Source organism: Niastella soli (assembly GCF_017742245.1).
Classification (GTDB): Bacteria; Bacteroidota; Bacteroidia; order Chitinophagales; family Chitinophagaceae; genus Niastella; species Niastella soli.
Window position 1 is genome coordinate 1,120,292 of the sequence record NZ_JAGHKO010000001.1, and the last position, 26,984, is coordinate 1,147,275.

The 26,984-nt window shown below is 43.1% G+C and carries 18 protein-coding genes; 4 read left to right on the forward strand and 14 right to left on the reverse strand.

All coding sequences use genetic code 11. From position 1 onward, the window contains the following. Position 1 precedes the first annotated feature (1 nt). The 4 genes from nhaD to lptB form a co-directional block, all read right to left on the reverse strand. Positions 2-1,285 (reverse strand): sodium:proton antiporter NhaD, encoded by a 1,284-nt coding sequence (gene nhaD / locus J7I42_RS04395; protein WP_209137554.1) that lies wholly within the window; start codon positions 1,283-1,285, stop codon positions 2-4. Between the two features lie 68 nt (positions 1,286-1,353). Next, positions 1,354-2,109, reverse strand: coding sequence for a 3-oxoacyl-[acyl-carrier-protein] reductase (fabG, locus tag J7I42_RS04400; RefSeq protein ID WP_209137555.1), 756 nt, complete (start codon positions 2,107-2,109; stop codon positions 1,354-1,356). Between the two features lie 182 nt (positions 2,110-2,291). Beyond that, positions 2,292-3,794: a GH3 auxin-responsive promoter family protein gene (locus tag J7I42_RS04405; RefSeq protein WP_209137556.1), complete on the reverse strand. Its 1,503-nt coding sequence runs from the start codon at positions 3,792-3,794 to the stop codon at positions 2,292-2,294. Between the two features lie 171 nt (positions 3,795-3,965). Then, a complete protein-coding gene (gene lptB, locus J7I42_RS04410; RefSeq protein ID WP_209137557.1) occupies positions 3,966-4,751 on the reverse strand; it encodes an LPS export ABC transporter ATP-binding protein in 786 nt (261 codons plus the stop codon). A gap of 272 nt (positions 4,752-5,023) precedes the next feature. Here lptB and J7I42_RS04415 point away from each other — a divergent pair, with 272 nt between their 5' ends. Together J7I42_RS04415 and J7I42_RS04420 are read left to right on the forward strand one after the other, a co-directional pair. Beyond that, positions 5,024-5,977 (forward strand): methylenetetrahydrofolate reductase, encoded by a 954-nt coding sequence (locus J7I42_RS04415; protein ID WP_209137558.1) that lies wholly within the window; start codon positions 5,024-5,026, stop codon positions 5,975-5,977. Positions 5,978-5,979: 2 nt separating this feature from the next. Next, the gene (locus J7I42_RS04420; RefSeq protein WP_209137559.1) at positions 5,980-7,527 is read left to right on the forward strand and encodes a hypothetical protein; all 1,548 of its coding nucleotides are present in this window, start codon (positions 5,980-5,982) and stop codon (positions 7,525-7,527) included. 22 nt (positions 7,528-7,549) lie between these two features. Here the strand turns inward: J7I42_RS04420 and J7I42_RS04425 are convergent, their stop codons facing one another. Continuing rightward, positions 7,550-9,493, reverse strand: a complete 1,944-nt coding sequence (locus J7I42_RS04425; RefSeq protein ID WP_209137560.1) for a peptidylprolyl isomerase — start codon at positions 9,491-9,493, stop codon at positions 7,550-7,552. Between the two features lie 4 nt (positions 9,494-9,497). Beyond that, positions 9,498-10,937, reverse strand: a complete 1,440-nt coding sequence (locus tag J7I42_RS04430; RefSeq protein WP_209137561.1) for a redoxin domain-containing protein — start codon at positions 10,935-10,937, stop codon at positions 9,498-9,500. A 185-nt stretch (positions 10,938-11,122) separates the two neighbouring features. Here J7I42_RS04430 and J7I42_RS04435 point away from each other — a divergent pair, with 185 nt between their 5' ends. Then, positions 11,123-12,379: a pyridoxal phosphate-dependent aminotransferase gene (locus tag J7I42_RS04435; protein ID WP_209137562.1), complete on the forward strand. Its 1,257-nt coding sequence runs from the start codon at positions 11,123-11,125 to the stop codon at positions 12,377-12,379. A 56-nt stretch (positions 12,380-12,435) separates the two neighbouring features. Here the strand turns inward: J7I42_RS04435 and J7I42_RS04440 are convergent, their stop codons facing one another. Continuing rightward, the gene (locus J7I42_RS04440; protein ID WP_209137563.1) at positions 12,436-12,684 is read right to left on the reverse strand and encodes a hypothetical protein; all 249 of its coding nucleotides are present in this window, start codon (positions 12,682-12,684) and stop codon (positions 12,436-12,438) included. Positions 12,685-12,892: 208 nt separating this feature from the next. On the opposite strand from J7I42_RS04440, the gene J7I42_RS04445 reads away from it, so the two are divergent. Continuing rightward, a complete protein-coding gene (locus tag J7I42_RS04445; RefSeq protein ID WP_209137564.1) occupies positions 12,893-14,005 on the forward strand; it encodes a glycosyltransferase in 1,113 nt (370 codons plus the stop codon). 109 nt (positions 14,006-14,114) lie between these two features. Here J7I42_RS04445 and J7I42_RS04450 read toward each other — a convergent pair whose 3' ends face one another. From J7I42_RS04450 to infB, 7 genes are all read right to left on the reverse strand, one after another. Further along, entirely contained in the window at positions 14,115-14,606 is a 492-nt protein-coding gene (locus tag J7I42_RS04450; RefSeq protein ID WP_209137565.1) for a SixA phosphatase family protein, read from the reverse strand. A gap of 213 nt (positions 14,607-14,819) precedes the next feature. Then, complete coding sequence (locus tag J7I42_RS04455) at positions 14,820-15,455, reverse strand: response regulator (protein WP_209137566.1); 636 nt, start codon at positions 15,453-15,455, stop codon at positions 14,820-14,822. A gap of 250 nt (positions 15,456-15,705) precedes the next feature. After that, positions 15,706-17,553, reverse strand: coding sequence for a hypothetical protein (locus J7I42_RS04460; protein ID WP_209137567.1), 1,848 nt, complete (start codon positions 17,551-17,553; stop codon positions 15,706-15,708). 462 nt (positions 17,554-18,015) lie between these two features. Continuing rightward, a complete protein-coding gene (locus tag J7I42_RS04465) occupies positions 18,016-18,657 on the reverse strand; it encodes a response regulator (protein ID WP_081200392.1) in 642 nt (213 codons plus the stop codon). A 15-nt stretch (positions 18,658-18,672) separates the two neighbouring features. After that, entirely contained in the window at positions 18,673-21,822 is a 3,150-nt protein-coding gene (locus J7I42_RS04470) for a PAS domain-containing sensor histidine kinase (RefSeq protein WP_209137568.1), read from the reverse strand. A gap of 284 nt (positions 21,823-22,106) precedes the next feature. Next, positions 22,107-23,480 carry a peptidylprolyl isomerase gene (locus J7I42_RS04475; RefSeq protein WP_209137569.1) on the reverse strand — a complete coding sequence of 458 codons (1,374 nt, stop codon included), beginning with the start codon at positions 23,478-23,480 and terminating at the stop codon, positions 22,107-22,109. A gap of 191 nt (positions 23,481-23,671) precedes the next feature. Next, positions 23,672-26,962, reverse strand: a complete 3,291-nt coding sequence (gene infB, locus J7I42_RS04480) for a translation initiation factor IF-2 (protein ID WP_209137570.1) — start codon at positions 26,960-26,962, stop codon at positions 23,672-23,674. Positions 26,963-26,984: the final 22 nt, after the last annotated feature.

Genomic DNA, 26,984 nt, shown 5'->3' on the forward strand with positions numbered 1-26,984 from the left:
CTTAAAATAACTGTTGTTGCAATAAAAAAACAATTATTCCTGCTGCATACCCCATCAACGCCAGCCAGGCAATCTTTTTCAAATACCAGAAGAATTCTATTTTTTCAATACCCATCGCGGCTATACCCGCTGCAGAACCAATGATCAGAAGGCTGCCACCGGTACCGGCACAATAAGCCAGGAAATGCCAGAAGAAATGATCGGCAGGGTATTGGTCGAGGCTATACATGCCAATTGAAGCGGCCACTAATGGTACATTATCTACAATTGAGGATAATACCCCGATTATTATTACAAGGAGGGATGGATTGCTGATCCGTTCATTCAGGTGTGCGGCCACGTTCAACAACGCGCCGATTGATTGCAAGGCAGCTACGCTTATTAATATTCCCAGGAAGAAAAGGATACTCGGCGTATCGATCTTACGCAAAGCATATAACACCGATAGAAAATGTTTGTCCTGCGTATCCTTTTTGTGATGTAAGATCTCTGTGATCACCCACATAATACCCAGGCCCATTAACATGCCCATAAATGGCGGCAGGTGCGTAACGGTTTTAAAAACCGGCACCAGCAACAAGATCAGGATGCCTGAGGCAAATACAATATTCCTTTCGCGAACAGGAGTTTGCGGTTTAAGCGTTCTGGCTTCTTCGGTGCCACCCACTTCAACAGCACCCCGCATCCGAAAACTAAGTATTAACATGGGTACTGCCGCGCAGGCTATACTGGGTAAAAATACATTGGCTATAATTTTCGCACTGGTAATTTGACCGCCGATCCATAACATGGTAGTGGTAACATCTCCAATGGGCGACCAGGCACCGCCGGCATTGGCCGCAATCACCACCACCCCACAAAAGAGTAATCGCGCCTGTTTATTACGGATCAGCTTTCGGACCAATGAAACCATTACAATGGTGGCAGTAAGATTATCCAATACAGCCGAAAGTGCAAACGACAACCCACCCATTAACCACAACAGGTTTACCTTTTTGGTGGTTTTAATACGGTTGGTGATCACCTCGAAGCCATCGTACGAATCGATCAGTTCTACAATGGTCATAGCGCCGAGCAGAAAGAACAGGATGCTCGCTATTTCGCCCAGGTGGGTGCTGAGCTGTTCATTTACCGCCTGTTTATCTGGAGTACTGACCATATACACCAGCCAGCACAATACCCCGGTAATAAGTGCCGAAGCCGCCTTATTTAACCTGATAACATGCTCCATGGCGATAGCCATATACCCCAATAAAAAAATAATAAGTATTGCTGTAACCATCATGACCTTGCTTATAAAAGAAATGCCTTCTCTAAAGAAGGCACTATATAGTTAAAGTTACAAAACTGCCATTAGATATTCAATCCGCCGCAGGTGCTTATAACCTGTCCGGTTATATAGGAGCTCATATCAGAAGCCAGGAACAAGGTGGTATCGGCTATTTCTCCGGCACTGCCAAAGCGGCCTAAAGGAATTTTTTCCAGGAACGCTTTTGCACCATCTCCATCTTTCAGGTAGTGGGTCATATCAGTTTCAACAAAACCGGGAGCAATGGCGTTGCAACGTACATTGCGGCTTCCCAGTTCCAACGCTACCGATTTGGTAAAACCAATAATACCGGCTTTACTGGCGGCATAGCTTGACTGGCCGGCATTACCACGTACCCCTACAATAGAACTCATGTTTATGATGGAGCCTTTCTTTGCTTTCATCATAGGGCGAATAACCTGTTTGGTCATGTTGAAAACACTCTTCAGGTTTATATCCATTACCTCATCCCATTGATCGGGTGTAAGGCGCAGTAATAAGTTATCTTTTGAAATACCGGCATTGTTTACGCAAATATCAACGGTTCCGAATTCTTTTACCACATCGTTTACAAAGGTTTCGCATTCTGCGAAGTTACCGGCATTGCTTTTATACGCTTTGGATTTTACGCCCAGTGCTTTTATTTTTTGTTCCAACTGAGCGGCCTTTTCGGCACTGCTGTCGCTAACGTAGGTAAATGCTACGTGTGCGCCATGTTCAGCCAGTTTATACGCAATAGCTTCACCAATGCCACGGGCTGCACCGGTTACAATAGCAATTCTTCCTTCTAATAATTTCATAGTATCGTATTTGGGTGAGCAAAAGTACAGGAAATGCCAATGCAATGGATAATTTGAGGAATTTGGAGGATACGCGTTTCGATCCTTCGGCTATCCGCCAAAGGCGGACACGCGCTCAGGATGCTCAACGCTCAATGCCTGACCCTTCGATCCTTTGACTTCGCTCAGGACGCTCACGGCTTCTATAGCGAGAGAATTTCTTCAATATATTTTCTGTCATTGCTTAGCCTGGGCACTTTATGCTGCCCACCCAGCTTGCCCTTACTTTTTAACCAGGTAGTGAATACCCCTTTGGAGAGGGACCTTACCAATGGTTCGCGCAGGGCTATATTTTTGTGGCGCTTGGCCTCGTAATCGCTGTTTACGCTTTTAAGGGCGCTATCCAACTCATGGGCAAAATGGCCCAGGTCAATGGGTTCTTTTTCAAATTCTATCAACCATTCATGACCGCCATTGCCACTGTCGCTAAAGTAAACAGGGGCGGCAGTATAGTCATTTACAATGGCGCCTGTTTTTTCGCTGGCCACCGCAATGGCTTTATCGGTATTATCAACGATCACTTCTTCGCCAAAGGCATTGATGAAATGTTTAACCCGGCCGCTGACTTTTATTCTGAAAGGATGTAATGACGTGAATTGCACGGTATCACCCAATAAGTATCGCCACAAACCCCCATTGGTGCTCACTACCATGGCATAATTCTTACCCAGTTCCACTTCCTGTAAACCGATGGTTTCGGGATGTTTTTTACCATACTCTTCAAGCGGCATAAACTCCATAAAAATGCCATGATCGGTAAATAACAGCATCCCATCTTCACCCGGAATATCCTGGGCAGCAAAAAAACCTTCACTGGCATTATACATTTCCAGGTAATGTATAGGCTTGCCAATTAGTTTCTGGAATTGTTCTTTATAAGGGGTAAAGGATACGCCGCCATGCATGTATAATTCCAAATGAGGCCATACCTCGGCCATGGTGCTTTTACCAGTCAATTCCAATATTCGGCGGAACAATACCAGCGTCCAGGTAGGCACTCCTGAAATGGAAGTAACGTTCTCTTTTATGGTACTGTAAGCCAGCTTTTCGATCTTGCTTTCCCATTCATCCATCAGGGCAATACTGAGATCGGGCACCCGTAACCAATGACCCCAAAAGGGTGAATTTTGTAACAACACCGCACTAAGGTCACCATATTGCGCATCTGAGTTCAGCGGGTTAATGGTATGGCTTCCGCCAATTACCAATCCTTTGCCGGTTAACAGATCTGATTCGGGATAAAACTGATAATACATCGTCAACACATCTTTGGCAGCCTTGTAGTGACAGTCTTCAAGGCTTTCATCTGTTACCGGAATGAATTTACTTTTATCGCTGGTGGTACCGCTGCTTTTGGCAAACCAGTATACCGGCGTATTCCATAACAGGTTTTGCTCGCCCTTCATTATACGCTGAATGTATGGCTGAAGGTCTTCATACTCATGAATGGGCACCGTTTGCTTGAAGTTCTTTACATTGAACAGGGCGGAGAAATTATACTTTCTGCCAAACTCTGTGTATTGGGCAGAAGTGACCAGGTCCTGCAGCACCTCACGTTGGGCATCCACAGGATTATTCTTCCACCCGTCTATGCGCCACAAACGCATGCGGGCCAATGATGATATGGCAGGCGATAATAGTCTCACTATTGATGTTTCACTAGTGGCAAAATAAAGAATTTGAGGGAATAAATAGATGCGAGTTATCAGTCAGCCTAAATATACTGTAAACGGGCTGTTATATGTTCAAAATATCTAATAACTAATTGACACGCTGTCCCTTAAACTGCAATAAATAGGCCAGCGGGTAAAAATTAATTATTTCTTTGAAGAAATGTCCATGGCCTTGAGGGCTTCTTCATGTAAGTAGTCCTTACGTCTTAATTCAAAATTGCGACCCAGGTACAACCGACGCACCTGTTCATTATCAGCCAGTTCTTCAGCTGTTCCATGTTGAAAGATCTTTCCATCAATCAACAAATAGGCGCGGTCACAAATTGAAAGCGTTTCGTTCACGTTGTGGTCCGTGATCAAAATACCAATGTTCTTATATTTCAACCGGGCTACCACCGCCTGAATATCCTCAACGGCAATAGGGTCAACACCGGCAAAAGGTTCATCTAATAAAATAAACTTCGGGTCAACGGCCAGGGCCCTGGCTATCTCGGTCCTTCGGCGTTCACCACCGCTCAGGGAGTCGCCATTATTCTTTCGTACGTGATGCAGCCTGAATTCATCGAGCAGGCTTTCCAGCTTCTGGCGCTGCTGGGCTCTGGTAAGCTTCGTCATTTCAAGCACCGCCTTAATATTATCTTCCACACTTAGCTTACGAAATACAGAGGCTTCCTGAGGCAGGTAGCCAATACCCATTTGGGCCCGTTTATACATAGGGAGTTGGGTGATCTCCTGCTGGTCGAGGAAAACCTTTCCTTCATCGGGTTTTATTAAACCAACCACCATGTAGAATGAAGTGGTTTTACCGGCGCCATTAGGCCCCAGCAACCCTACTATTTCACCTTGTTTAACGTTCACCGAAACATGATTTACCACGGTACGGTTACGGTAAATTTTTACTAATTCCTGTGTATGAATCTCGCTGATCAATTGTACTTAAGGTTTCCGGCAAAAATACCAGAACTAATTCAAATTGAATAACGCCAACACGGTAATTTAACAGGTATTTGCCATCCGGATTTCATACGTTATGTTTGCAGACTGGAAATATGGCAGAAAACAGGCATTTTACTAATCTGCTTATTTTCAAATAGTTCAAAATTTACTTATTTCATTTTAACAATAGTAGACAAGCAAGGGGGCACCGGTCCTGTTTCAGGACCTGTTCGCTGGTGAGCCTTTGAAAAACTGATTTTATTTACATGAAAGTTATCGATCACATCCGTCAGGCGAAGGATTCGCTTATTTCGTTTGAAATATTACCCCCCTTAAAAGGCAAAACCATCAATTCGATTTACGAGCACCTGGACCCACTGATGGAGTTCAAGCCCTCCTTTATAAATGTTACCTATCATAGAAGCGAGCATGTGTTTAAAAAGAAGGCCGATGGTACTTTTGAAAAAGTGGAAGTGCGTAAACGACCCGGCACCGTTGGCATTTGCGCAGCCCTGATGAACCATTACAAGGTCGATGCGGTACCTCACCTTATTTGTGGCGGTTTTAACAAACGGGAAACAGAAGATGCGCTGATCGATCTAAACTTTATTGGAGTTGACAATGTTCTGGTGCTTCGCGGCGATGCGGCTAAAAATGAAACTGTTTTTGAACCGGAAAAAGGAGGCAACAGCTTTGCCATTGACCTGTTGAAACAGGTGCAAAACCTGAACACCGGTATTTACCTGGAAGAAGATATTCGCGATGGCTTTAAAACCAATTTCTGTTGCGGTGTAGCCGGTTATCCTGAGAAGCACTTTGAAGCACCTAATTTACAAACCGACCTGGCTTTCCTGAAAGCAAAAGTGGCTGCGGGTGCCGAATATGTAGTAACGCAAATGTTCTTTGATAACCAGAAGTACTTTGAGTTTGTTAAACGTTGCCGTGAAAACGGTATCACCATACCCATTATCCCCGGTTTAAAACCCATTACCAGCAAAAAGCAATTATCGGTTATTCCCCGCACCTTCCATGTTGATATTCCTGATGAGCTCAGCAATGAGATCATGAATTGCAAATCGGATATTGATGTTGAAAAAGTGGGAACAGAATGGCTGTTGTTGCAATCGAAAGAGTTGAAAAAAGCCGGTGTACCAGTGCTGCACTATTATACACTAGGCAAACCTAAGGTGATCTATAATGTAGTTAAGGAAATAAGATAATAATGCAACAGGCAGGCTTTAATAAAATTATTGCAGGCCTGTTTATTATCGGGGCACTGGTTGGCTTATATTTTCAGTTTGCCTTTCATAAGTTTTTAAATAACGACACCCTGAGTTACATTAACCTGGCTGAAAGATATGCAGCCGGGGACTGGGAACATGCCATTAATGGTTACTGGTCGCCTATGTACTCATGGCTGTTGTGTTGCTGTAAACTGGTCCATCTGCCTCTGTTGCCATGTTGTTATGTTATAAATTTTATTTTCGCTGGCAGTGGTTTATACATATTATGCAAGTTCGCTTACCGCTACTTAAAGCAAGCGCTGTTTTATTTTGCCTTTAGCGGCTACGCCCTGTTGTTGATGTTGTATTATGCCATGTCAACACTTACGCCAGACCTGATGGCAACAGTTTTATGTTTAGGGTTCCTTTTACTGATAACTGATAACCGCTTTTCACACAATAAACAATTCCCGTTACTGGCAGGCCTGGCCGGAGCCTGTGCATATTTCTCAAAAGCTTATAATTTTGTACCCATCCATTTGTTTTTGGGGTTGTTGGCACTACTGGTGATATTCAAAAACACGGCTGACAAATTAAAACACCTTATTCCGATCCTAAAAACCTATGGCGTTTTTATTATTCTTTCTGCAATTTGGATCACCGTTTTAAGCATTCATGAAAACAAGCTCTGTTTTGCCACCTCGGGCCGGCTTAACCACAATTTGGTAAATCCTGACTATGGCAAGGACTTTCCTACCAATGAAAATTTATCTGCCCCGCCTTTCCCAACAGCCTACAGCATTCATACTGACCCCACTCATTTGCTGGATGCATATGACTGGTCCCCCTTCAGTGATGAACGCAACTTTCACCATCAGTTAACCCTTATAAAGGGTTCCTTCAGCGATTTGATCTGGAACCTGGACAATACCGGCGCTAAATGGCTGGTACTTTTCGCGTCCCTGTTAATACTGGCAATAACCCGGAATAAAAGGAAGGAGATCATCTATGATCGCAGCATTCACAATATAACCTGGTTCTTTGCATGCTATCCATTGCTGTATCTGCCTTTGTTTATTCTGGACCGTTACATCTTAACGGACATAATCCTTTTTCACCTGCTTCTTTTTTTCGTTGCTCAACAAGCCTGGGGCCAGATAAATAAAAAGATATTTCTCCCGGTTATTTCCATGCTACTACTTTTGAGCATTGTACCCTTTATTAAAATAGGCCATCGAAAGCTAACCCAGGCCTCCAGTGAATACCAATACTATAAAGGTTTTTACCAGCAAGTGCCGCAGCTCTCATTTTTAAAAGATCAATCCATTGCTGTAACACGTAACTCGCTGGTGGAAGCAACGCAGCTTTGCTATTATTTGCAATGCCGTAATTATAATACCTGGACAGATATGCAGTATCAATCCCTGAAACAGTTCAACATCCGATTTCTGCTTTCAAAAACGGAGCTATCTGCTTATCCCTTTCTGCATATAAAAAAGAAAATGCTACTGTCAACAGTAGCATTCTATGTGTATGAGGTTGAATAATTGTAGCGGTGGTATTCCCTGACTATTTGGGCAGGTTTTTCAGTTCTGCCTCATTTATTTTCACTGGATATTTTTTCTTAAGATCTGTTATCCATTTTTCTTCGAGGAATACCTGGTAATCGTTGATCACAAAACCACGGGCATCATTAAACCCACGCATTTCGCGATTTGGATAAAGCTTAACTATGTAGGCAAATGCCACTGAATTATCTGATTCATTTTTCACATTGGCAGTGATCAGACCTTCTGTAAAGTTGGTCCTTCCTACTACTGGGATCTGGTTCAATTCAAAACGGCCTGAATCGGCATTTAATTGCCCCCCGCTGGCATTGACATATTTTTGCCAGTCTTTATAGTTTTCCTTCATTTTTGTTCTGAATTCTTCTGCTTGCGCGCTTATAGCAGTCAGGATGATCGCATCTGCACTGCTTTCCCACCAGTATTTATCTTTATGGGCGTTATAATAATTCTTCAATCCGGCCGAATCGGTGGAAGCAGGGTCCCAGATGTTGCGTTGCATGATCTCGAACAACAGGTTTCCTTCTTTAAACTCGTTCAACTGGTACTTGAAATCTTTATTAAACTCTTCCAGGTGCTGGCGGTAATAATCGAATGCGCTTACTTCAGTGAATTCCTGCAACATTTGCGCCCTGGTCTTTCCGGCTTTCATGTTGTCATAGTTACGCAGGGTTTCCAGATAGGTCTCAAAATCTTTTACGGCAACTGTTTTCTTTGTAAAAGAGAACAGGGGTGTTTTAGCGGTAACATCTACAAAAACCGGTGTGCGTTTATTGTCTAAAACACTATCGGCAAATATAAAAAGGTGCTGTTCGTTTACTTTATTCTTTTTAAAACCAGTAACCTGTAGTATTTTCTTCAGCAACATTTTTTGCGAAACCTCCAATCTGTCGGTTTGTACAATGCGTTGCTTCATATCGTCGCGCAGTGGTGTATTGGTGATATCGCCGGTTGCCGGTTTGTAACTCAACCGTTTTATAAGATGATAACCAAAACTGCTTAATACAGGTCTGCTTATTTCTCCATCTTTTTTAAGTGCAAAGGCGGCGTTCTCAAAGGGCAGTTCATATTGTCCAACTCCAAACTCCATCATTTCACCGCCAGCCTGCCAGGAAATATTATCGTTGCTGTATCGTGTTACCAGTACTTTAAAATCACTGCCGGTGTTCAACACGTTATAAATTGAATCGGCTCTTTTTTTAATTACTTCTTTTTGTGCATCGCTGGCGTCAGGTGGGAATGAGAGTAAAATTTGAGCCACTTTCATTCTGCCCAGCGCTTCTCTTTCGCCCAGGTTTTTGAAAATATGAAATCCGGCTTTGCTGCGAACGGGTGCTGAGTATTTATTAACTGCTGTGCTGTATACAGCATTTTCCAGTTCGTAGGGCAGTACCAGTGAAGTAATATAGCCAACATCGCCTTTGTTTTCTGAAACGGTGGCATCTTCAGAATACTGTGCTGCTATCTTTGCAAAATCCTGGCCCTTTTGAAGCTGGTCCCAGGCGGCATTGATTTTATCCTGAGCCTTTTTGATGTCTTCTAAAGTAGCATTTTTTCCGGCAGCTACGAAGATGTGGGCAAGATGAATATCTTTTTTACCGCGAACAATGGCTTCGGTAGTAAGCTCATTAATACTGGCTTCGTCGCGTACGTAACCATCAATTATCTGGTTGCGGAAGCTGTTCCACTCTGCCTGCTGGTTAGCCAGCGTGTCCATTTTTTTATCAAGGGCCGCCTGTACTTTCAGCTTGAAGCGAATGTACAATTCCAGGTAATCGCGATAGGTTTGATCGGTAGGCCTGGTATCAGAATTATTCTTGTTGTAGGCCTTCAGAAATTCATTCTTTGTAACCGATTTACCGCCATAGGTAAACAATACCTGGGCGTTTGCGGCGGCAGTCATGAAGATCAGTGATGTAGCAAGAGCCGCTTTACTGATTACAGTCATAATGCTAGTTAATTTTTTTATTTTTAAGTTTAAGATCAATCACTTCATCCAGTTGCTGGTAGCTGAGCTTTTTTGCTATGATATTCTTGTCTTTATCCAGCAAATACAGAATAGGGGTCTGGTACACATCGTACAACTGACGATAATTAGGTTTGCCTGCAGCTTCTTCCTCTTTTTGCTGAGCAGGTAACTGGTAAACATGCGTCCAGCCGGTGAGCTTATTATCGTTGATGAATTTTTTCCAGTTATCCATGCCGCCATCTACCATTACCCCGTATAAAGCAACGCCTTCATTTTTCCATTTTGCTTTATATATAGAATCAACTTTAGGCACTGTTTCTTTACAATGGCTGCAGGTGGGGTCCCAGAAACAGATCACAACAAAATTGCTGTTTATGTTATGCAAAGGAGCCGGTTTGTCGAGGGTATCTACCAGGTTCAGTGGGGCGGCTGGTTGCCCAATCTGGTTAGCCATCATGCTGTAAGCCCTTTTGAACATAAAATCTTTATACTGTTGTGTAAAGAAGTCGGCCTGACCGGCATTGATGTATTTTTCAAACAGGTGAACAAATACCGCATCCTGGCCCATATATTCAGGATTGATATATTTCTGTACAAAATGCACCATCAGGAATTTGAACATCTCTGTATTGCTTCTTGAATACAACAACATATGGTCAACTTCCTGTATTATTGAATCGGGGGCCGGCGCTACCAGTTCTTTATAATATTTTTCAAGCTTTGATTCAAAAAAGGGAGTACGCACCAGTCTTCCATCACTGAAGGAAATGCCATCCCAATAATGCGATTTAAAATACCGGTACGCGTAAAGGGAGTCGTACTTTCCGCCGGGGTGTTTTGCTCCTGGCGGAATTACAGGTTCTTTCATTGCCTGGAACAGGGTAGCAAGAAATGAATTGGAATTTTTAGCGATCATGCTATCCCGGTATACCTGCATTCTATCCGTAAGCTGTTTTAACCGGGCTTTCAACCTTGTTGAATCCTTGCTATTCTTTACCTTTTTTAAATCAGTGCTGGTATTATTGATCTCGTTCCCTATTTGGCTTGTGAACCGGGTATACAAATGGAACAGGTTGTTTTCCTGCGAACCGGTAAAAACTACATTATTGGGCAACGTTGCCGAATCGGCAGCTATGGAAAACTGTTGTTGCTTATCAATCAGCAGTTCGAACAGGATCTCCTTATGGGGTGAAACAATAAAGTAAATACCACCTGGCAGCGGTTCTTTTCCAGAAAACTTGCCTTTGCCATTCTCATCCAGTAGGGTGGAGTCGGCCAGGGCCTTTAGCCTGCCATAATAATAACCCAGATATATGTAGGTATTCTTATAAGGCTTTAATGTAATAGGAATATTATAACCCGACTGTGCTTCAGCTAATGTACAGCTTATCAACAGGATAGCGAGCGATAAAAGTCTTTTCATAGTGTTGCAATAACAGAAAAATACCTGATTTATTGAAAATAAAAACGCTTAAGTTGTTAATTCCTTGCAAAGGTAATGGGATATACATGTTAACATAGTTGAAAAGTTACCTATTACAGGCCGGATAACCTTATTATACCCCTATTTGATTTCGATGGTCTATTTTTGCATTATAATATTTACTGATGAAACTAAGCCATCTTGCCGAAACTTTGATCGGTTCGGAAATTGTAAAACTGGGCGGAGAAATACGCGATAAAATCCGTGCGGGTGAAAGGATCTATAACTTTACGGTTGGTGATTTTGACCCATCCATTTTCCCTATACCCAAAGAACTGGAAGAAGAGATCATTAAGGCCTACCGGGAGCATTTTACCAATTACCCCGCAGGAGATGGAAATCTCGATCTGCGGGAGGCCATCGCTCACTTCCTGAAAGAACGGGAGCAGCTTACCTATAAACCTGCTGAGATCCTGGTGGCCTCTGGTGGCCGGCCGCTTATTTATTCTTTATACCGCGCCGTTTGCGATAAGGAAGATAAAGTGATCTATGCAGTACCTTCCTGGAACAATAACCATTATACGCATTTTATAGGGGCAGAGCATGTGGTAATTGAAGCCCGGGCTGAAAATAACTTTATGCCCATTGCCAAAGACATTAAACCACATTTAAAAGGCGCCACTTTACTGGCCCTGTGCTCGCCCCAAAATCCCACGGGTACCACTTTTACCAAACACGACCTGGAAGCCATCTGTGACATGGTGTTGGAAGAAAACAGCCGCCGGGGTGATAATGAGAAGAAGTTGTATGTGATGTACGATCAAATGTACTGGCAGCTTACGTTTGGTGATATTGAGCATTACAACCCCGTTTCACTTAGGCCGGCCATGCAAGCTTATACGATCTTTATTGATGCCATCAGTAAGTGTTTTGCTGCTACCGGTGTTCGTGTAGGCTGGGCCTTTGGGCCCCAGGTAATTCGCGATAAAATGAATGCCATTTTAAGCCATCTTGGGGCCTGGGCTCCCATGGCCGAACAAAAAGCCTGCGCCCGTTTCCTGTACAATAATGACGCCATCGACAATTACCTGAAGCATTTCAAAGGGGAGGTGGAAGTTCGTTTGCGGGATATCTATAATGGTTTGCAGGAACTGAAAAAAGAAGGCTTTTCCGTTGATGCCATTGCACCGCAGGCGGCTATATACCTTACTATAAAAATTGACCTGGTTGGTAAAAAAACAAAAAGTGGCAACCAGCTATTACAACAAAGCGATGTTACCGCTTATTTGTTGAACGAAGCTAAACTGGCCGTGGTGCCTTTTTATGCGTTTGGTGCCGACCGTTCCTCGCCCTGGTACCGGTTAAGCGTGGGTACCTGTAAAAAAGAAGAGATCGGTGAAATGATCAGTCAGTTGAGGAGTGCTTTGAAGCAACTTAGTTAGATGCCTATAAAAGAAGCGTGGCACGGTTTGAAACCGTGCCACGCTTTATATTTAGACTAATTCTTATTGCAGATAAATACAAAAGGCTTTAAAATATCCTTTTCAATTATCTTTTGTAACTGGGCCTTTTTTGTAAGGACGCGATATTTCTGCAGATCGAATACTTCATGCGCCTGGCAAAAACTCTCCAGCGTTTCAAAATCCCCTAAGAGCGTATTCAACTGTTGAAGCTCATATTGCATGGCTTCCTGGTTTGTAAAAGCATCTTTTACCAAGACAAGCAAATCGCGATTAGAGTTTTTCATTTCCATCGGCTTTAATAACCTACAAATCCCCTGTTTAAACCGCAGCCGCATTTTTTGGATGAACCGCCACCAGCGATCCTATTTCCCGAACTGCAACTGGCCATAACCAGGCTAACAATTAACAAAATGATTACGGAAAAACATACTTTCTTCATATACTTGGTTCTTACTAAATTAAGCTATTTTACGAACAAATTAGTACTTCATATTGGCCGAAATCAACAATTTTAACACCCAATCGAAAAAGCCTATCGTACTATTATCCCCCCTCGACTGGGGATTAGGCCATACAACCCGCTGTATTCCTATCATTCACGAATTACAGTATCAGGGTTGTACAGTTATTATAGCCTGTAATTCAACACAAAAAATGTTGTTGATCCGGGAATTTCCCCAGCTAACATACGTGCATTTGGCAGGCTATAATTTGAAATACGGCAAAAAGAGGTGGGGTACTATGGTCCGGATCATCCTCCAGATTCCAAAAATATTGATCAAAATCAATAACGAAAAAAACTGGTTAAATATTTTCCTTAAATCGCAACCCGTTGATTGTATCATTTCTGACAACCGGTTCGGTTTATATACACGCAAAATTCCTTCCATTTTCATCACCCATCAGTTAAATATAAAAACCGGACTTGGAAAGTTGACTGACAAGCTGGTTCAATGGTTAAACTATCGTCGTATAAACCGGTTTTCCACCTGTTGGGTGCCTGACGGCAAGGGATCAAAAACCCTGGCCGGCCAGTTATCGCACCCGCTCGCATTACCCGCAATACCAGTGCAATACATTGGCGGACTGAGCCGGTTAAATCCTTGTTCCGCCATAACCAATTCAGTAAAATTATTGGTCATACTTTCGGGGCCTGAACCACAACGTACCATTTTTGAAAACCTTTTAAGGCGGCAGTTGGAACAACAACCGGGAAAAACCATATTGGTAAGGGGATTGCCAGGCGAGGGGGATGAGGTGCAGGTAAAAAACGATCTGATAATATACAATCACCTTCCGGCCGGTTTGTTGAATAACCTGATGTGCAATGCAGAATTAGTGATCAGCCGTTCTGGCTATACTACCGTAATGGACTTGTTGAAGCTTGGTAAAAAAAGTATTTTGGTGCCTACGCCCGGGCAGGCAGAACAGGAATATGTGGCCACCCACCTGCTCAAAGAGCAACTGGCCTATACCGTTCCACAGTCTCAGTTCAACTTACAAAAAGCACTGGAAGCAGCCGGAAAATTCCGTTATAAGTTGAATGCCTGGCCAATGGAAGATTATAAAAAAGCGATCAAAGGCCTGCTTGAACAAATCAAATAAACCATAAGGTCACATCCCATCATCCCAATCATCTCATCCATCCCATAAATTCCACCATCCCAGTCCATCTATTATCCCAGCTCATCCAATTAATCCCATAAATCCCGTTTCAGACAGCCTTCGGATAATCAAAGAACCAATACTCTTTCTGCGCTTCTTTAAAATCAGTCCAGTCTTTAATATCTACTTTAATGGCAAAGATGGCGCAGGTGGGCATATCGTCTATACGCACATCGGTTAATTCATTGGCAAATTCTGTAATTCCGGGGTTATGCGCAAAGAGGGCAATGGTATTTGCCGATGCGGGCGCTTTTGCAATGACATCATAAAATGCTTCGGGACCAGCGAGGTATAACTCCGGCATGAGGATAATGTCTTCTTTTTCGCCACCATATTCTTTAATGAACAGCGAGGCTGTTTTACGCGCTCTTTTAGCGGAGCTGGAGATAAAGGCGTCTATCTTCACTTTGCGTTCCAGTAACCGGCCGGCCATCCTGGGCGCATCTTCCTTACCTCTTTCATTTAATGGGCGATCAAAATCTTCAACACCCGGTTGATCCCAACTGCTCTTTGCGTGCCTTATGATTATTACTGTCTTCATAAAAAAATAATAGGGGGATTAATCCCCCTAAAAATAATGAGTTCGATCAAAGGAATCAGAAATTTAACAGGTTCCTGTTATTAAAATTGGTTCCCCATAGGAAGCTAAACGGTCGGCAAGTGCATTGCCGCAAATACTTTGCCAAACGCATTTATCAGTGGGGAAAAATACGATTTACCAGGCGTATAATGAACCAATAAAAAACGAGGAGAATTACAGTCCGCTTGAATTGATATAATTAATCAGCGATGCTGTATTTTTTACCTTTAATTTCTTTAAAATATTGTGGCGATGCACCTCTACGGTCTTTATAGATATCGCTAACTTATCTGCAATTTCTTTTGATGATAATCCATTGCGAATAAGGTTTATCACTTCTATTTCGCGTTCAGAAAGTTGATTCAATCCATCTCCTCCTTCCTCTTCACTCATCATTTGCTCAGATAGAATGTTTTTCACTTCCTGGCATATATACACATTACCTGCAGTTACCTCGTGAATGGCATCCAGCATTTCCTTTCGGGGAGAGTTCTTTGTTACGTATCCACGGGCACCCAGACGCAGCATTTTTTTCGCGTACGCAGGCTGTGAGTGCATGGAAACAGCAATAACTTTTGAACCAGGTGATAGCTTACGGATCATTTTTAAAATGTCGAAGCCATTCAGTGGAGACATATTAATGTCAAGAAGCACAATGTTGGGACGTTTATCCCTTGCAATTTCAATGGCCCGTTGACCATCCCCTAATTCAGCAATAACTTCCAGTTCTTCGTTCCGTCCTAACAAATACGACCAGGTTTCGCGGATCAAGGTGTGATCATCAACAATCATGATGGTAATTTTACTCATACTAATTTTTTTTCAGTAGTGTGTGAATGAGCTAATAAACTGCACAACGGCACGCAAAACAGGCACCAGGACTGTTTCATCAGGACCTTTTGTACAACTACTAATGGATGAGCTTATACCGTTGTTTTCTTGGGGTTTCGAAGAGGTTACATATAATCCATTACCTGATATTAAGCATTTTTTCTGATATACGCAAATACCATACTAAATATGCATTAATAACAGTATAACTTTCAATCAACTAGATTTTTTAATACCCTCTTACATTTTTACCCTCCATGTAGTTAATAAATGCCTTATTAACTACCCGGTTGCCTCCAGGGGTCGGGTAATTACCGGTAAAATACCAGTCGCCTGTATTGGTTGGACACGCTTGGTGAAGGGATTCAATCGTCTGAAAAATTACCTCAACAGGGATTTTGAGCCCTTTAGGAGTAATTAATTCAGCAACTTTATTTGAGATCTGTTCGGTTGTGAATGGTTTATAAACGTTCTGAACAACGTTTTCCGTATGTAGCTGGTCTAAACGTTGCAATTCTTTACACCTTTCGTATACTTCTTTCAGGCAATCTTCCTTGCCTTGTTCTTTCATTAATTCCGTAGCTGCCTTAAACGCAATAAAATCACCCAGCTTACTCATATCAATACCATAACAATCGGGGTAGCGGATCTGTGGTGCCGAAGAAACAATAACGATCTTTTTCGGCTCCAGCCTGGCCAGCATTCGAACGATGCTCTCTTTAAGGGTAGTACCCCTAACAATAGAATCGTCTATTACTACCAGCGTATCAACACCCTTTTCCACCGTACCATAGGTAACATCATAAACGTGTTGCACCATTTCATTACGACTTACATCTTCTGTAATGAACGTACGCATCTTAACGTCTTTAATGGCCACCTTTTCAATCCGTACTTTACGGTTGATCATTTCAGACAACTCTTCCTCGGTAAAATTCTTCCCCCACGATAAAATGCGCTCAATTTTTACCTTCTTTAAATAATCATCAAGGCCTTTCCATAACCCGTAAAAGGCTACTTCGGCCGTATTGGGAATAAATGAAAAAATGGTATGCTTAAGGTCGTTATTAACTGACTCCAGGATCTGGGGAGTTAAATTATAGCCGAGGGCATTCCGTTCGCGGTAGATCTTTTCATCACTGCCGCGTGAAAAATAAATGCGCTCAAAGCTACAGGCCTTGCGTTCTTTAGGCTCTACTACTTTGTCGATGGTGAATTCGCCGTTGGCTTTAACCACCAATCCCAAACCAGGCATCAGTTCCTTTACTTCATTTTCACCAACATTGAACACGGTACGTATAGCCGACCGCTCAGAAGCGGCAACAATAACATCTTCGTCTATATAATAATAGGCAGGGCGGATACCATGTGCATCTCTGAATACAAATGAATCGCCATTCCCTAATAAGCCACCTACGGTAAAACCGCCATCGAACAGCGGTACTGCTTTACGCAATACACCCAGTACATCCATCTCACCAGGTGATTGTTCATCACCTTTTACCAGAAAATGATGGATCACTTCCATCATAGCGGCCAGATCGCTTTGTTTTTGAAACTCACCAGGCTCTATATTGATCAGGTTAAACAGCTCGTCGGTATTAACCAGATTAAAATTACCTGCCAGCGCCAGGTTACGGGCTGGTATGGTGTTGCGTTTTATAAATGGATGACAGAATTCTGCATTGTTCTTTCCCTGGGTACCATAACGCAGGTGCCCCAACAATAATTCACCGAGAAATGAAATATGCCCCTTCATTAATCCGGGGTGTTTCATAACATCGGGCTGGTATTTTTCCAGCTCTTTCACTTCAGCACTTACCTTGCTAAAAATATCTGCGATTGGTTGATTTGCAGCGCTTCTAACACGAGAAAGAAAAGGGTAACCCGGCTCTACATTCAACTTCACTGCGGCCAAACCTGCGCCATCCTGGCCTCGGTTGTGTTGTTTTTCCATGAGCAGGTACAGCTTATTAAGGCCCCACATTACTGTACCGTATTGTTGTAAATAGTAGGAGAACGGCTTTCTTAAACGGATGAATGCCAATCCGCATTCATGCTTTATTGCATCACTCATGTATTACTCCCGATTATAAAAAGAAAGCGCAAAGCTACAGTTAATTAAGGAAAAGAAGAAATGTGAGCGGGATGAGAAGTGTTAGAGAAAATGAAAAAAACCCCCAGTCTTCATAGGTATGGGGGTTGTTCCTCATCAGGACATTGGATCAATATCTGCGCCGGTTTGTTTTTTAATTTAAACGGGCATTGGACGGTTCGGCTTTCACTAGGATCTGGACTACGGACGTTGGATTTTGATTGTTTTACTATAGATATTGGTAGCACAAACTTCTTAAATTTTCTGAAAGAATTCATAAAATTATCAATGTCTTTTAAACACTTAATGAATTTTTTCAGCCGGATATAAATGTTTACCCCTAGATGATTAATGCAAATCCCCCAAATTGGCAATTAATTGTCCCTTACACTCTGAACACTAAATATTAATGGTACCCTATATATAATAGTACGTTGTACACAATTACATACTGGTGGCCACATTATTTATAAAGTTCACCAGTGAGGCAGAGTTTTTAAGTTTCAGCTTTTTCAGAATATTATGCCGGTGCACCTCAACTGTTTTTAAAGAAATATTCAGGCTCATGGCAATCTCTTTTGAAGACTGTCCCTCTTTAATAAGGTTGATGATCTGAATTTCGCGTTCGGTGAGGGCATTCACATTCGGCACGTCCTTATTTTCCTCCAAAACGAGTTCAGAAATATTATTCTTTATTTCATCACAGATGTATTTATTACCGCTATGCACTTCCATAATGGCGTTTATCATTTCTTCCTTGGAAGAATTCTTGGTAACATAGCCACGAGCGCCAATCTGCAACATCTTTTTGGCGTAAGCGGGTTGCGAGTGCATGGAAATACCTATAATGCGGGAAGCGGGCGAGACCTTTCTGATCTTTTCAGTGGCTTCGAACCCCGAAATAGGCAGCATGTTTATATCCATCAACACAATCTGGGGTTTCTTGTTCTTGGCCATTTCAACAGCCTGCTCCGAGTCGCCGCATTCGGCCACCACAGTGAAACGGGGATCATTATTCAAAATGAAACTCCAGGTTTCCCGTATCAGCTTGTGGTCATCTGCAATTAAAACACTTATTTTTTCCATACTCAATAAGGGGGTTTAGATATTTGAAATAGGGACATTAATCTTCAATTTACACCCATCGCCCGGGGCGGTCACAATATGCACACTGCCATTGAATAACTGTGCACGGCTGGCTATATTCGAAAGGCCAACTCCTTTTTTCGAGCGTACTTTATCCAATTCAAAACCTTTACCGTCATCGCTGATCGTAAGATCAACGGCAAAACCTTCGCTATCTGCAATCAGTTCAATAACCAGGTTCTTGGCAGCTGCATGCTTCAATACATTATTCACCTGTTCCTGGATTATGCGAAAAAGCATCAGCTTTCTTTTTTCATCCAAAATATCATCAATGTTTCCCGAATAATAGAATTCAACATGCAAACGTTTGGTGGCTTTTATATTTTCAACCAGGTCCTGCACCGAGTCAATCAACCCCAGATCGCCAATACTCGGCGGCACCAGTGAACGGGAAATAGTCCTGATCTCATTAATAGCATCAGAAATATTATTGGTACTGCGACTGATCAGCTCAAGCCGGCTACCATCATCTGTTAGTGCCAGTTCAAGGTATAATTTTGCGGTTGACAGTATCTGGTTAACATTATCATGCAACTCCTTGCCAATTTCAGCCCTTTCTTTTTCCTGGGCATTCACTACCGCCTGGGCTATCAGCTTTTGTTTGTCTACCTGCTGTTTTAATAATTTCTTTTCCAGTTCCTTTTTATCGGTAATATCCTGCATGGACCCCACCATACGGGCAATTTTACCGGAATGGTCATAAATTAAAAAACCACGATCAAACACCAGCGCGTGCTGGCCATTGGGTTTTATGAACCGATATTCATCTTCCCAAATTTTGGAAGTACTGTCTGTAATAAATTTATTTAACCCATTCACCACCCGGTCGCGGTCATCAGGATGAATACAGCTTTCCCAGAAATTAGAAGAGTTATCTACATAACCGGGTTTAAAACCAAAGAGCGTATAAATGCCTTCGCCCCAATACAGGGTATTGGTGTTTACATCCCAGTCCCAAATGGCATCGTTTGTGGCCTTGGTAACCAGTAAGTACCGTTCGTTACTCAACCTTATCTTCAGTTCCGCATTTTTGTTCTCAATTATTATCCGTAATAAACTGACCACACGCTCTAATAAACTCAACTCAGCTTCGGTTGGTGTTGCCGGATAGCGATGGTAAATGGCAATAGAAGCCAGCACATCATTGCTGGCATTTAAAATAGGGAACGACCAACAGGACCGTAGTCCGAATTTCAACGCAAAGGCCTTGTAATCCTCCCATAAAGGATCGGTATCAATATCAACGGTAATTACCCGCTCCTTTCTATATATAGCGGTGCCGCAGGAAGCCACATAGGGCCCTATCTTTATTCCATTAGTAGCTCGTGAAAATTCATCGGAAAGGCTGGGTCCCGACAAATGCATGATGGTTTGCTTGTCATCATTCAACATGATCACAGAGCATATCACATCGGCAAAGATTTTCTCCAGCCCATCAAGGAAGTAATCGATGGTTGCTTTGAGGGAAGCCGCAGGTTGTGCATTTATTTCCAACACCTGCTTCTCCAGTTCCAGTAACCTTTCCTGGTTTTTACGATCGGTAATATCGCGGAAGTATATAAAAGCGCCTTGTGAAAAAGGATAAACGCTTGTTTCGAGCCACCGGTTAAACGTTGGCAGAAAATGTTCAAAGTTTGAGGAGCTGTCCTTATTGATAGCGGCTACATATTGCTTAAACTCAGCAGTATCAATTAAACCCGGGAAGATCTTTTCAACGCCTGAACCGATCACATGTTTTGCCTCCAGACCGGTTAAATGCTCTACGGCATGGTTCCATAAGAAAATATTCAGATTCTTGTCTACAGCAATAAACCCATCTGTTATACTGGCGAGGATATTTGTAATGCGTTCGCTATATTCAGTAAGTTGTTGCTGGCTGCGTTTTAATTCCAATTCAGCCACCTGTTCAGCCTGTTTTCGTTCGGTGAGGTCTTTGTTTATAGAAATGATATCAGTTATCTGACCTTTTTTATTCCTTACTACAGAAATCGTTGACCAGAAAACAATTCTTTTTTCGTCTGAGGCTCTTATAAAAGAAATTTCACCCGTCCATGCACCCTTGGTAAACAGATCTTCCAACAGCTGTTCGCGGGTGGTATCGTGAAAATGAAAATCAATCAGCTCATGGATGGGCTGCCCCATAATGTCGGCAGCTTTTATCCCAAACAACTTTTCTGCTGCCTGGTTAAAGCTTTTCGTTATATAATTTTCATCAGACGACATAACCGCATCAAACACATTCTCCAGCACTGTGGCCTGATAACGATTGGCCTTTTCAGCCATGCGCAACTGAGTAATTTCATTCTGCGTGGTCCAAATACGTAACAACCTTTCATTTTCAACCACCCCCACCAGGTTATTCAAAAAATAACGTTTGTTTCCCTGGTGATCGAAATGCATTGAGAGCCGGCGGTATATTTTATAATCTTGCTGTATAAATTCTGTGGCAACCTGATAAGTGACAGGTTCATTGGGATCAAAGAAAACCGATACCTTTTTACCTATAACATCGCTTACGTTTTCAAACCCATAAAAATGCGCCATCTGATCATTACACTCAGCCAAACAGCCCTCAAACAATTGTTCCAGCTGTTTCTCCAGCGGGTCATTAATGTTCACCGGTGTTTGTAGTTCGCAGCGCCAGATGATCTCTGAGCTTTGCTGTACAATAACTTTATAGCGTTCGGTAACTTCTTTTAATTCGCGCCGGGCGGCTTCCAGCTGTGCCGATAAACTCTCAGTTTGTTCATCCACTTCCGCTATGGCATTCCAGTTTATTACATCATTCGGTTTATGATTGCTTTGCTGGTATATTGCCCTGAACCCAATATGGCGTACGCCAGATTTTCCCTTTACTGCTAATTGTATGTGGAGACCGGTATCTATACCCGCACCGGTATTTAATATTGCCTGTAGTTTGGGCTTGTCGGCAGAGTCGATAATTTTTTTGAAGGAGTTGCCAATTAATGCTTCCTGATGCTTACCAGTAAAAGAAAGCAGGTCAGCTGAAGCTGATAAAATGATACCCGCCTTGTCTGTTTGCAGGCTAAGGGCAGTATAATCATAAGTTACTTCAGGAATGGATTTCTTAGACTGTTTTAACATACAGCGTATTGCAGCATCCACATGATAAATTTTGATTTAATATTTACATGTAAATACTTATACAAAATACTTAAAAGCTTGTTTATGCCAAGAACCGGGAAGGCGTTTCTAGGTCATTTAAGTGTTTCCCCTTATTATTAAATGATCATTTATTACAATGAATAACACATTATTACAAAAGCGTATAACTAACGAGCCGTTAGGTTTCCTACCCAAACACCTCTACAAAAAAAGAAGCCCCCCCGATGTATCGGGGGGGCTTATACGTTGTTAGTCGGTAATTTTTATTTATTGCCGGCAGCCGCATACTGCATCCAGTTCGACAGGGTGCTGCAACCTTTGAATTCCTCATCGATCATAATGTAATAGGCAGGGATCTTTGCAGCAAACCAGCCTTCCAACGCCTTCTGTTTTTTTACTTCCAGCGCATCTTTAGCCAGGCGGTCATAATCATCTTTCAGGTTCTCCACGTGCGGCTCGGTTCGTGTTTTCAGGTAAATAATGCGTACGCCTTTTTTACCTCTTTCATCCGTATATGGGGTAGGCTTTGAATATTCACCCGGTTTAATTCCGGTTTTTCCGAGCATTTCAACCATGTCTTTATCAAGCTGGCTTAATTCCAGGAAAGTGGAACCGTTTTGGTTTTGTAAATAGCCACCGGTGTACTTGGAGTTATCATCGTCACTGTATCTGTTAACTGCTTCACCAAATGTTATGGTCCCGGCAATCAGTTTAGCACGTACTGAATCAAGTTTATTAATAGCTTCGTTGATTTCATCATCCGTGATAGAAGGAACACGTAAAATATGACGAACAATAGCGTCGTCACCGGCACGGCTCACCATTTGTATGATGTGGTAACCGAATTTTGATTTAAACACCGGAGAAACCTGTCCTTCCTTAAGCCGGAATGCGTTGTTTAACCAGGCTGGGTCCCATTGTTTTTCTGTACGGTTCACTGAATATTGACCACCATTTTCTTTACTTCCCGGGTCTTGTGTATATAATTTGGCGAGGGTCTCAAATTTCTGCTGCCCAGATTCTACCTGTTTTTTAAAATCGTTTAACTCATCAATGGTCAGTTTTTCCAGGTCGCGGCTGGGTTTGGGGTTTACCACAATTTGACCGATCACTACCTGCGATTCATAATAAGGCAGGTTTTTTTGATCTTTCTTCAGGAAGTATTCCTTTACTTCCTGCGGAGTGATCTTAATATTCTCCACGATCTTATCGCGCATCCGCTCAGCGAGCTTCCTTTCTTTAAAGGTTTGGCGAAAATCTTCCTTTATCTGGTAAACGGTACGGCCGGCAATTTCTTCCAGCGCTTCTTTTGATCCGTACATCTGAACAAAGCCACGGATCTGGTTATCGAGCAGGGCGTCAATTTCATCATCACCTACCTGTATTGAATCCTTTTCAGCCTGAAGCACCAAGGCTTTCAGGGTGAGGATCTGCTCCATAATGGCACAGTTGGCATTTTCAGGTACTGGCTCTCCACGACGCTGACGGTCGAGGATATCGTTGTACACATCAGATTTTAAGATGATCTTATCGCCCACAATGCCTACAATTTTATCGGCAACAACTTTACGGGGAACCTGGGCCACCGCAATGGTCACTAAAAGCAAAGCGGTAATAAAGGTAAAAACAGACTTCATCTGAATATTTTTGAAAGGGACAGGGCCAAATTTACTGGTTACCAGATTGGCAATGATGTTATTTAACAAAAGTTTCGAGTAATAGGCTCAAAGTACAGGGACCAGGGCGCAAAATTTAAGGCCAAAACCAAGAAATAAAGGCACAAGTCGGGGTTTCCTTCTTGTGCCTTGTTCCTTGATGCCTAAATCTTTTATAATGTGCGTTTTACTTCTTCCAGTTCAAACGCTTCGATTATATCACCTACTTTAATATCGGTAAAGCCCTTAACAGTTATACCGCACTCCATACCCGAAGGAACTTCCTTCACGTCATCTTTAAAGCGTTTCAAAGATTGCAGTTCGCCGCTTTGGCCTTCACCTCTAGGATACTCTACGATACCATCGCGTATAACACGGATCTTCGAGTTACGCAGGATCTTACCATCGAGTACATAACAACCTGCAACTGTGGCTTTATCGAATTTGAATACGTTGCGAACTTCCACGTTGGCGATGATCTTTTCAGTGACTTTAGGTTCCAACATCCCTTCCATCGCACTCTTCACCTCTTCAATAGCGTTGTAGATGATAGAGTAAAGTTTGATTTCCACACCTTCTGATTCTGCCAGACGGTTAGCCTGGGTAGAAGGACGCACGTTGAAACCAACAACGATGGCATCGGATGCAGTAGCCAGCATTACATCGCTTTCGCTGATGGCACCCACTGCTTTATGTACCACCGATACAACGATCTCTTCGGTTGACAGTTTTTGCAGTGAATCACTCAACGCTTCTACCGAACCATCCACGTCGCCTTTCAGGATCAGGTTCAACTGTTTGAAGTTTCCTAATGCCAAACGACGGCCAATTTCATCGAGTGTGATATGTTTCTTGGTACGTATACCTTGTTCGCGTAAGATCTGTGCACGACGGTTTGCTACTTCTTTGGCTTCTGCTTCATCTGTATATACTTTGAATTTCTCACCAGCCTGAGGGGCACCGTTCAAGCCCAGGATCAATACCGGGGTTGATGGTGGCGCTTCGTCAACGCGTTTGTTACGTTCGTTGAACATCGCTTTTACCCGGCCAAAGAACTGACCAGATACTACCAGGTCGCCATGTTTCAAGGTACCGTTTTGAACCAGAACGGTTGCTACATAGCCACGTCCTTTATCGAGGGTAGCCTCAATGATGGTACCAGTAGCCTCGCGGTCGGGGTTGGCTTTCAGGTCAAGCAACTCTGCTTCGAGCAGGATCTTTTCCAGCAGGCTGTCTACATTCAAACCTTGCTTAGCGCTCAGTTGCTGGCTTTGGTATTTACCACCCCATTCTTCAACCAACAGGTTCATACCTGCGAGTTGTTCGTATATTTTCTGCGGGTTTGCACCGTCTTTATCAATTTTGTTGATAGCAAAGATCATTGGAACACCGGCAGCTTGTGCGTGGCTGATGGCTTCCTTGGTTTGCGGCATCACCGCATCGTCTGCTGCCACCACAATTACTGCGATATCGGTTACCTTGGCACCGCGGGCACGCATGGCGGTAAACGCTTCGTGACCAGGAGTATCAAGGAAGGAGATCTTTTTACCATTGGCCAGTGTTACTTCGTAGGCACCAATGTGCTGGGTGATACCACCCGCCTCACCAGCTACCACATTCGCACTGCGGATATAGTCGAGCAGGGATGTTTTACCGTGGTCAACGTGACCCATGATGGTAACGATGGGAGCGCGATGTTGCAGGTCTTCTGCATTATCCGCTTCTTCTTCTTCTTCCAGTTCAAGCTGCTTTTCCATATCGATGAACTCGGCTTCATATCCAAATTCACCGGCCACCAGTTCAATTACCTCGGCATCCAAACGCTGGTTGATAGACACCATGAGACCAAGGCTCATACACTTGCTGATCACTTCTGCAAAGCTTACATCCATCAGATTAGCCAGTTCGCTTACACTGATAAACTCTGTAACCTGCAGTTTGTTATCCTGTCCTTCAACACCTTCACGTTCCGCCATGTTCTGGCGTTTTTCGTGACGGCGTTTTGCTTTTATACCCTTTTGACCTTTACCACCAGACAGTTTAGCCTGTGTTTCGCGTATTTTATCCTGGATCTCTTTTTCGTTGATCTCTTTAGGCTCGCGGGACACATGACGATTTCCACCTCCTGGACCACGGTTCTGGCCTGGACGGTTTGGACCGCCTCTGAAGCCGCCGCCCTGGTGTTGGCCGCCCGGACGGTGTTGACCGCCCTGACCCTGACCACCATGATGACCACCGCCGCCATGATGACCGCCTTGTCCGCCTTGCTGACCTGGTTCTCTTTTCTTGAAAAGATGTTGTGCCCGCTCCTGCGCCGATTGCTGCGACTGCTGTTGATCCTTCTTTTCAATGGGAATGCGTTTACGCTTCCTCTTTTCCTCGTTGGGCTTCGGTTTGGTGCGGGCTTCGTCGCCAACCGGTAATTCTATTTTGCCCAGAATTTTCGGTCCCGTAAGTTTATCTGCTTTAATATTTTCAATAACAGGTGGTTGGGCTTCTTCCTTCGGCTCTTCTTTTTGCACTTCCTTAACCGGTTCCTGTTGCTTTTTCTTTTCAACTACTACCTGTTTTGCAGGTTGTTGTGGCTGTTTGGCAACTTCCTTTTTAGGTTTTTCCTCGACCACAGGCGTAGTAGCCTTTGGAGCTTCTTCTTTAGGCGCCTCCGCAACGGGTGCTTCTTTGGCAACCGTTTTCGGTTTTTCTTCCTTCACCGGCGGCGCTTCTTCCTTCGCCTTTACTGGCGGCTCTTCGTCCTTTTTCTTAACTACTATCGGCGTTTTCTTCGGTCTTGTGGACGAATCAATTGCCGAAAGGTCAATTTTATCCAAAATTTTAGGCCCCTCAATTCCAGGTGCTTCCACCTTGGTAATTTCAGGCTGCTTATCCTCAGCTTTTTGCTCTACTACAACTTCTTTTTCTTTTGCAGGCTCCTGCTCTTTTTCTTCTTCTTTCTCCTTCTTCTCTTCCACTACAGGCGGAGCTACTACAACTGGCTGCTCAACAACAGGTTGTTTTTCAACTACCGGCACAACTTCTTCTACCTTCTCAACTTTATCTACTTTTTCCTCTTTCTCTTCTTTTTCTACTACCTCTACCTTCTCAACCTTTTCTACCTTCTCTACTTTTTCTACCTTTTCTACTTTCTCTTCTCTCGTCTCTTCCACAACCGGAGTTGGTTCCTGTTTTTTAACCACCTCTTTCTTAACAGCCGCATCTTCTTCCTTCTTCTTCTTAGCTTCCAGACTTCCCTTCGGCAGATCAATCTGATCGCTTTTTAACTTGGCCACTTTATCACTCTGGAATTCCTGCTGCAAAGCACGATACATCTCCTCCGTCAGTTTTGACGTGGGTTTGAGATCGTCATTGTTAAATCCCTTTCCTACCAAAAAGTCTACCAGCGTTTCCTTGCCGATGTTAAACTCTTTGGCTGCGGCCATTAATCTTATTGTTGTTGTTTCTGCCATTCGTTATTGTAAGACAATTTTT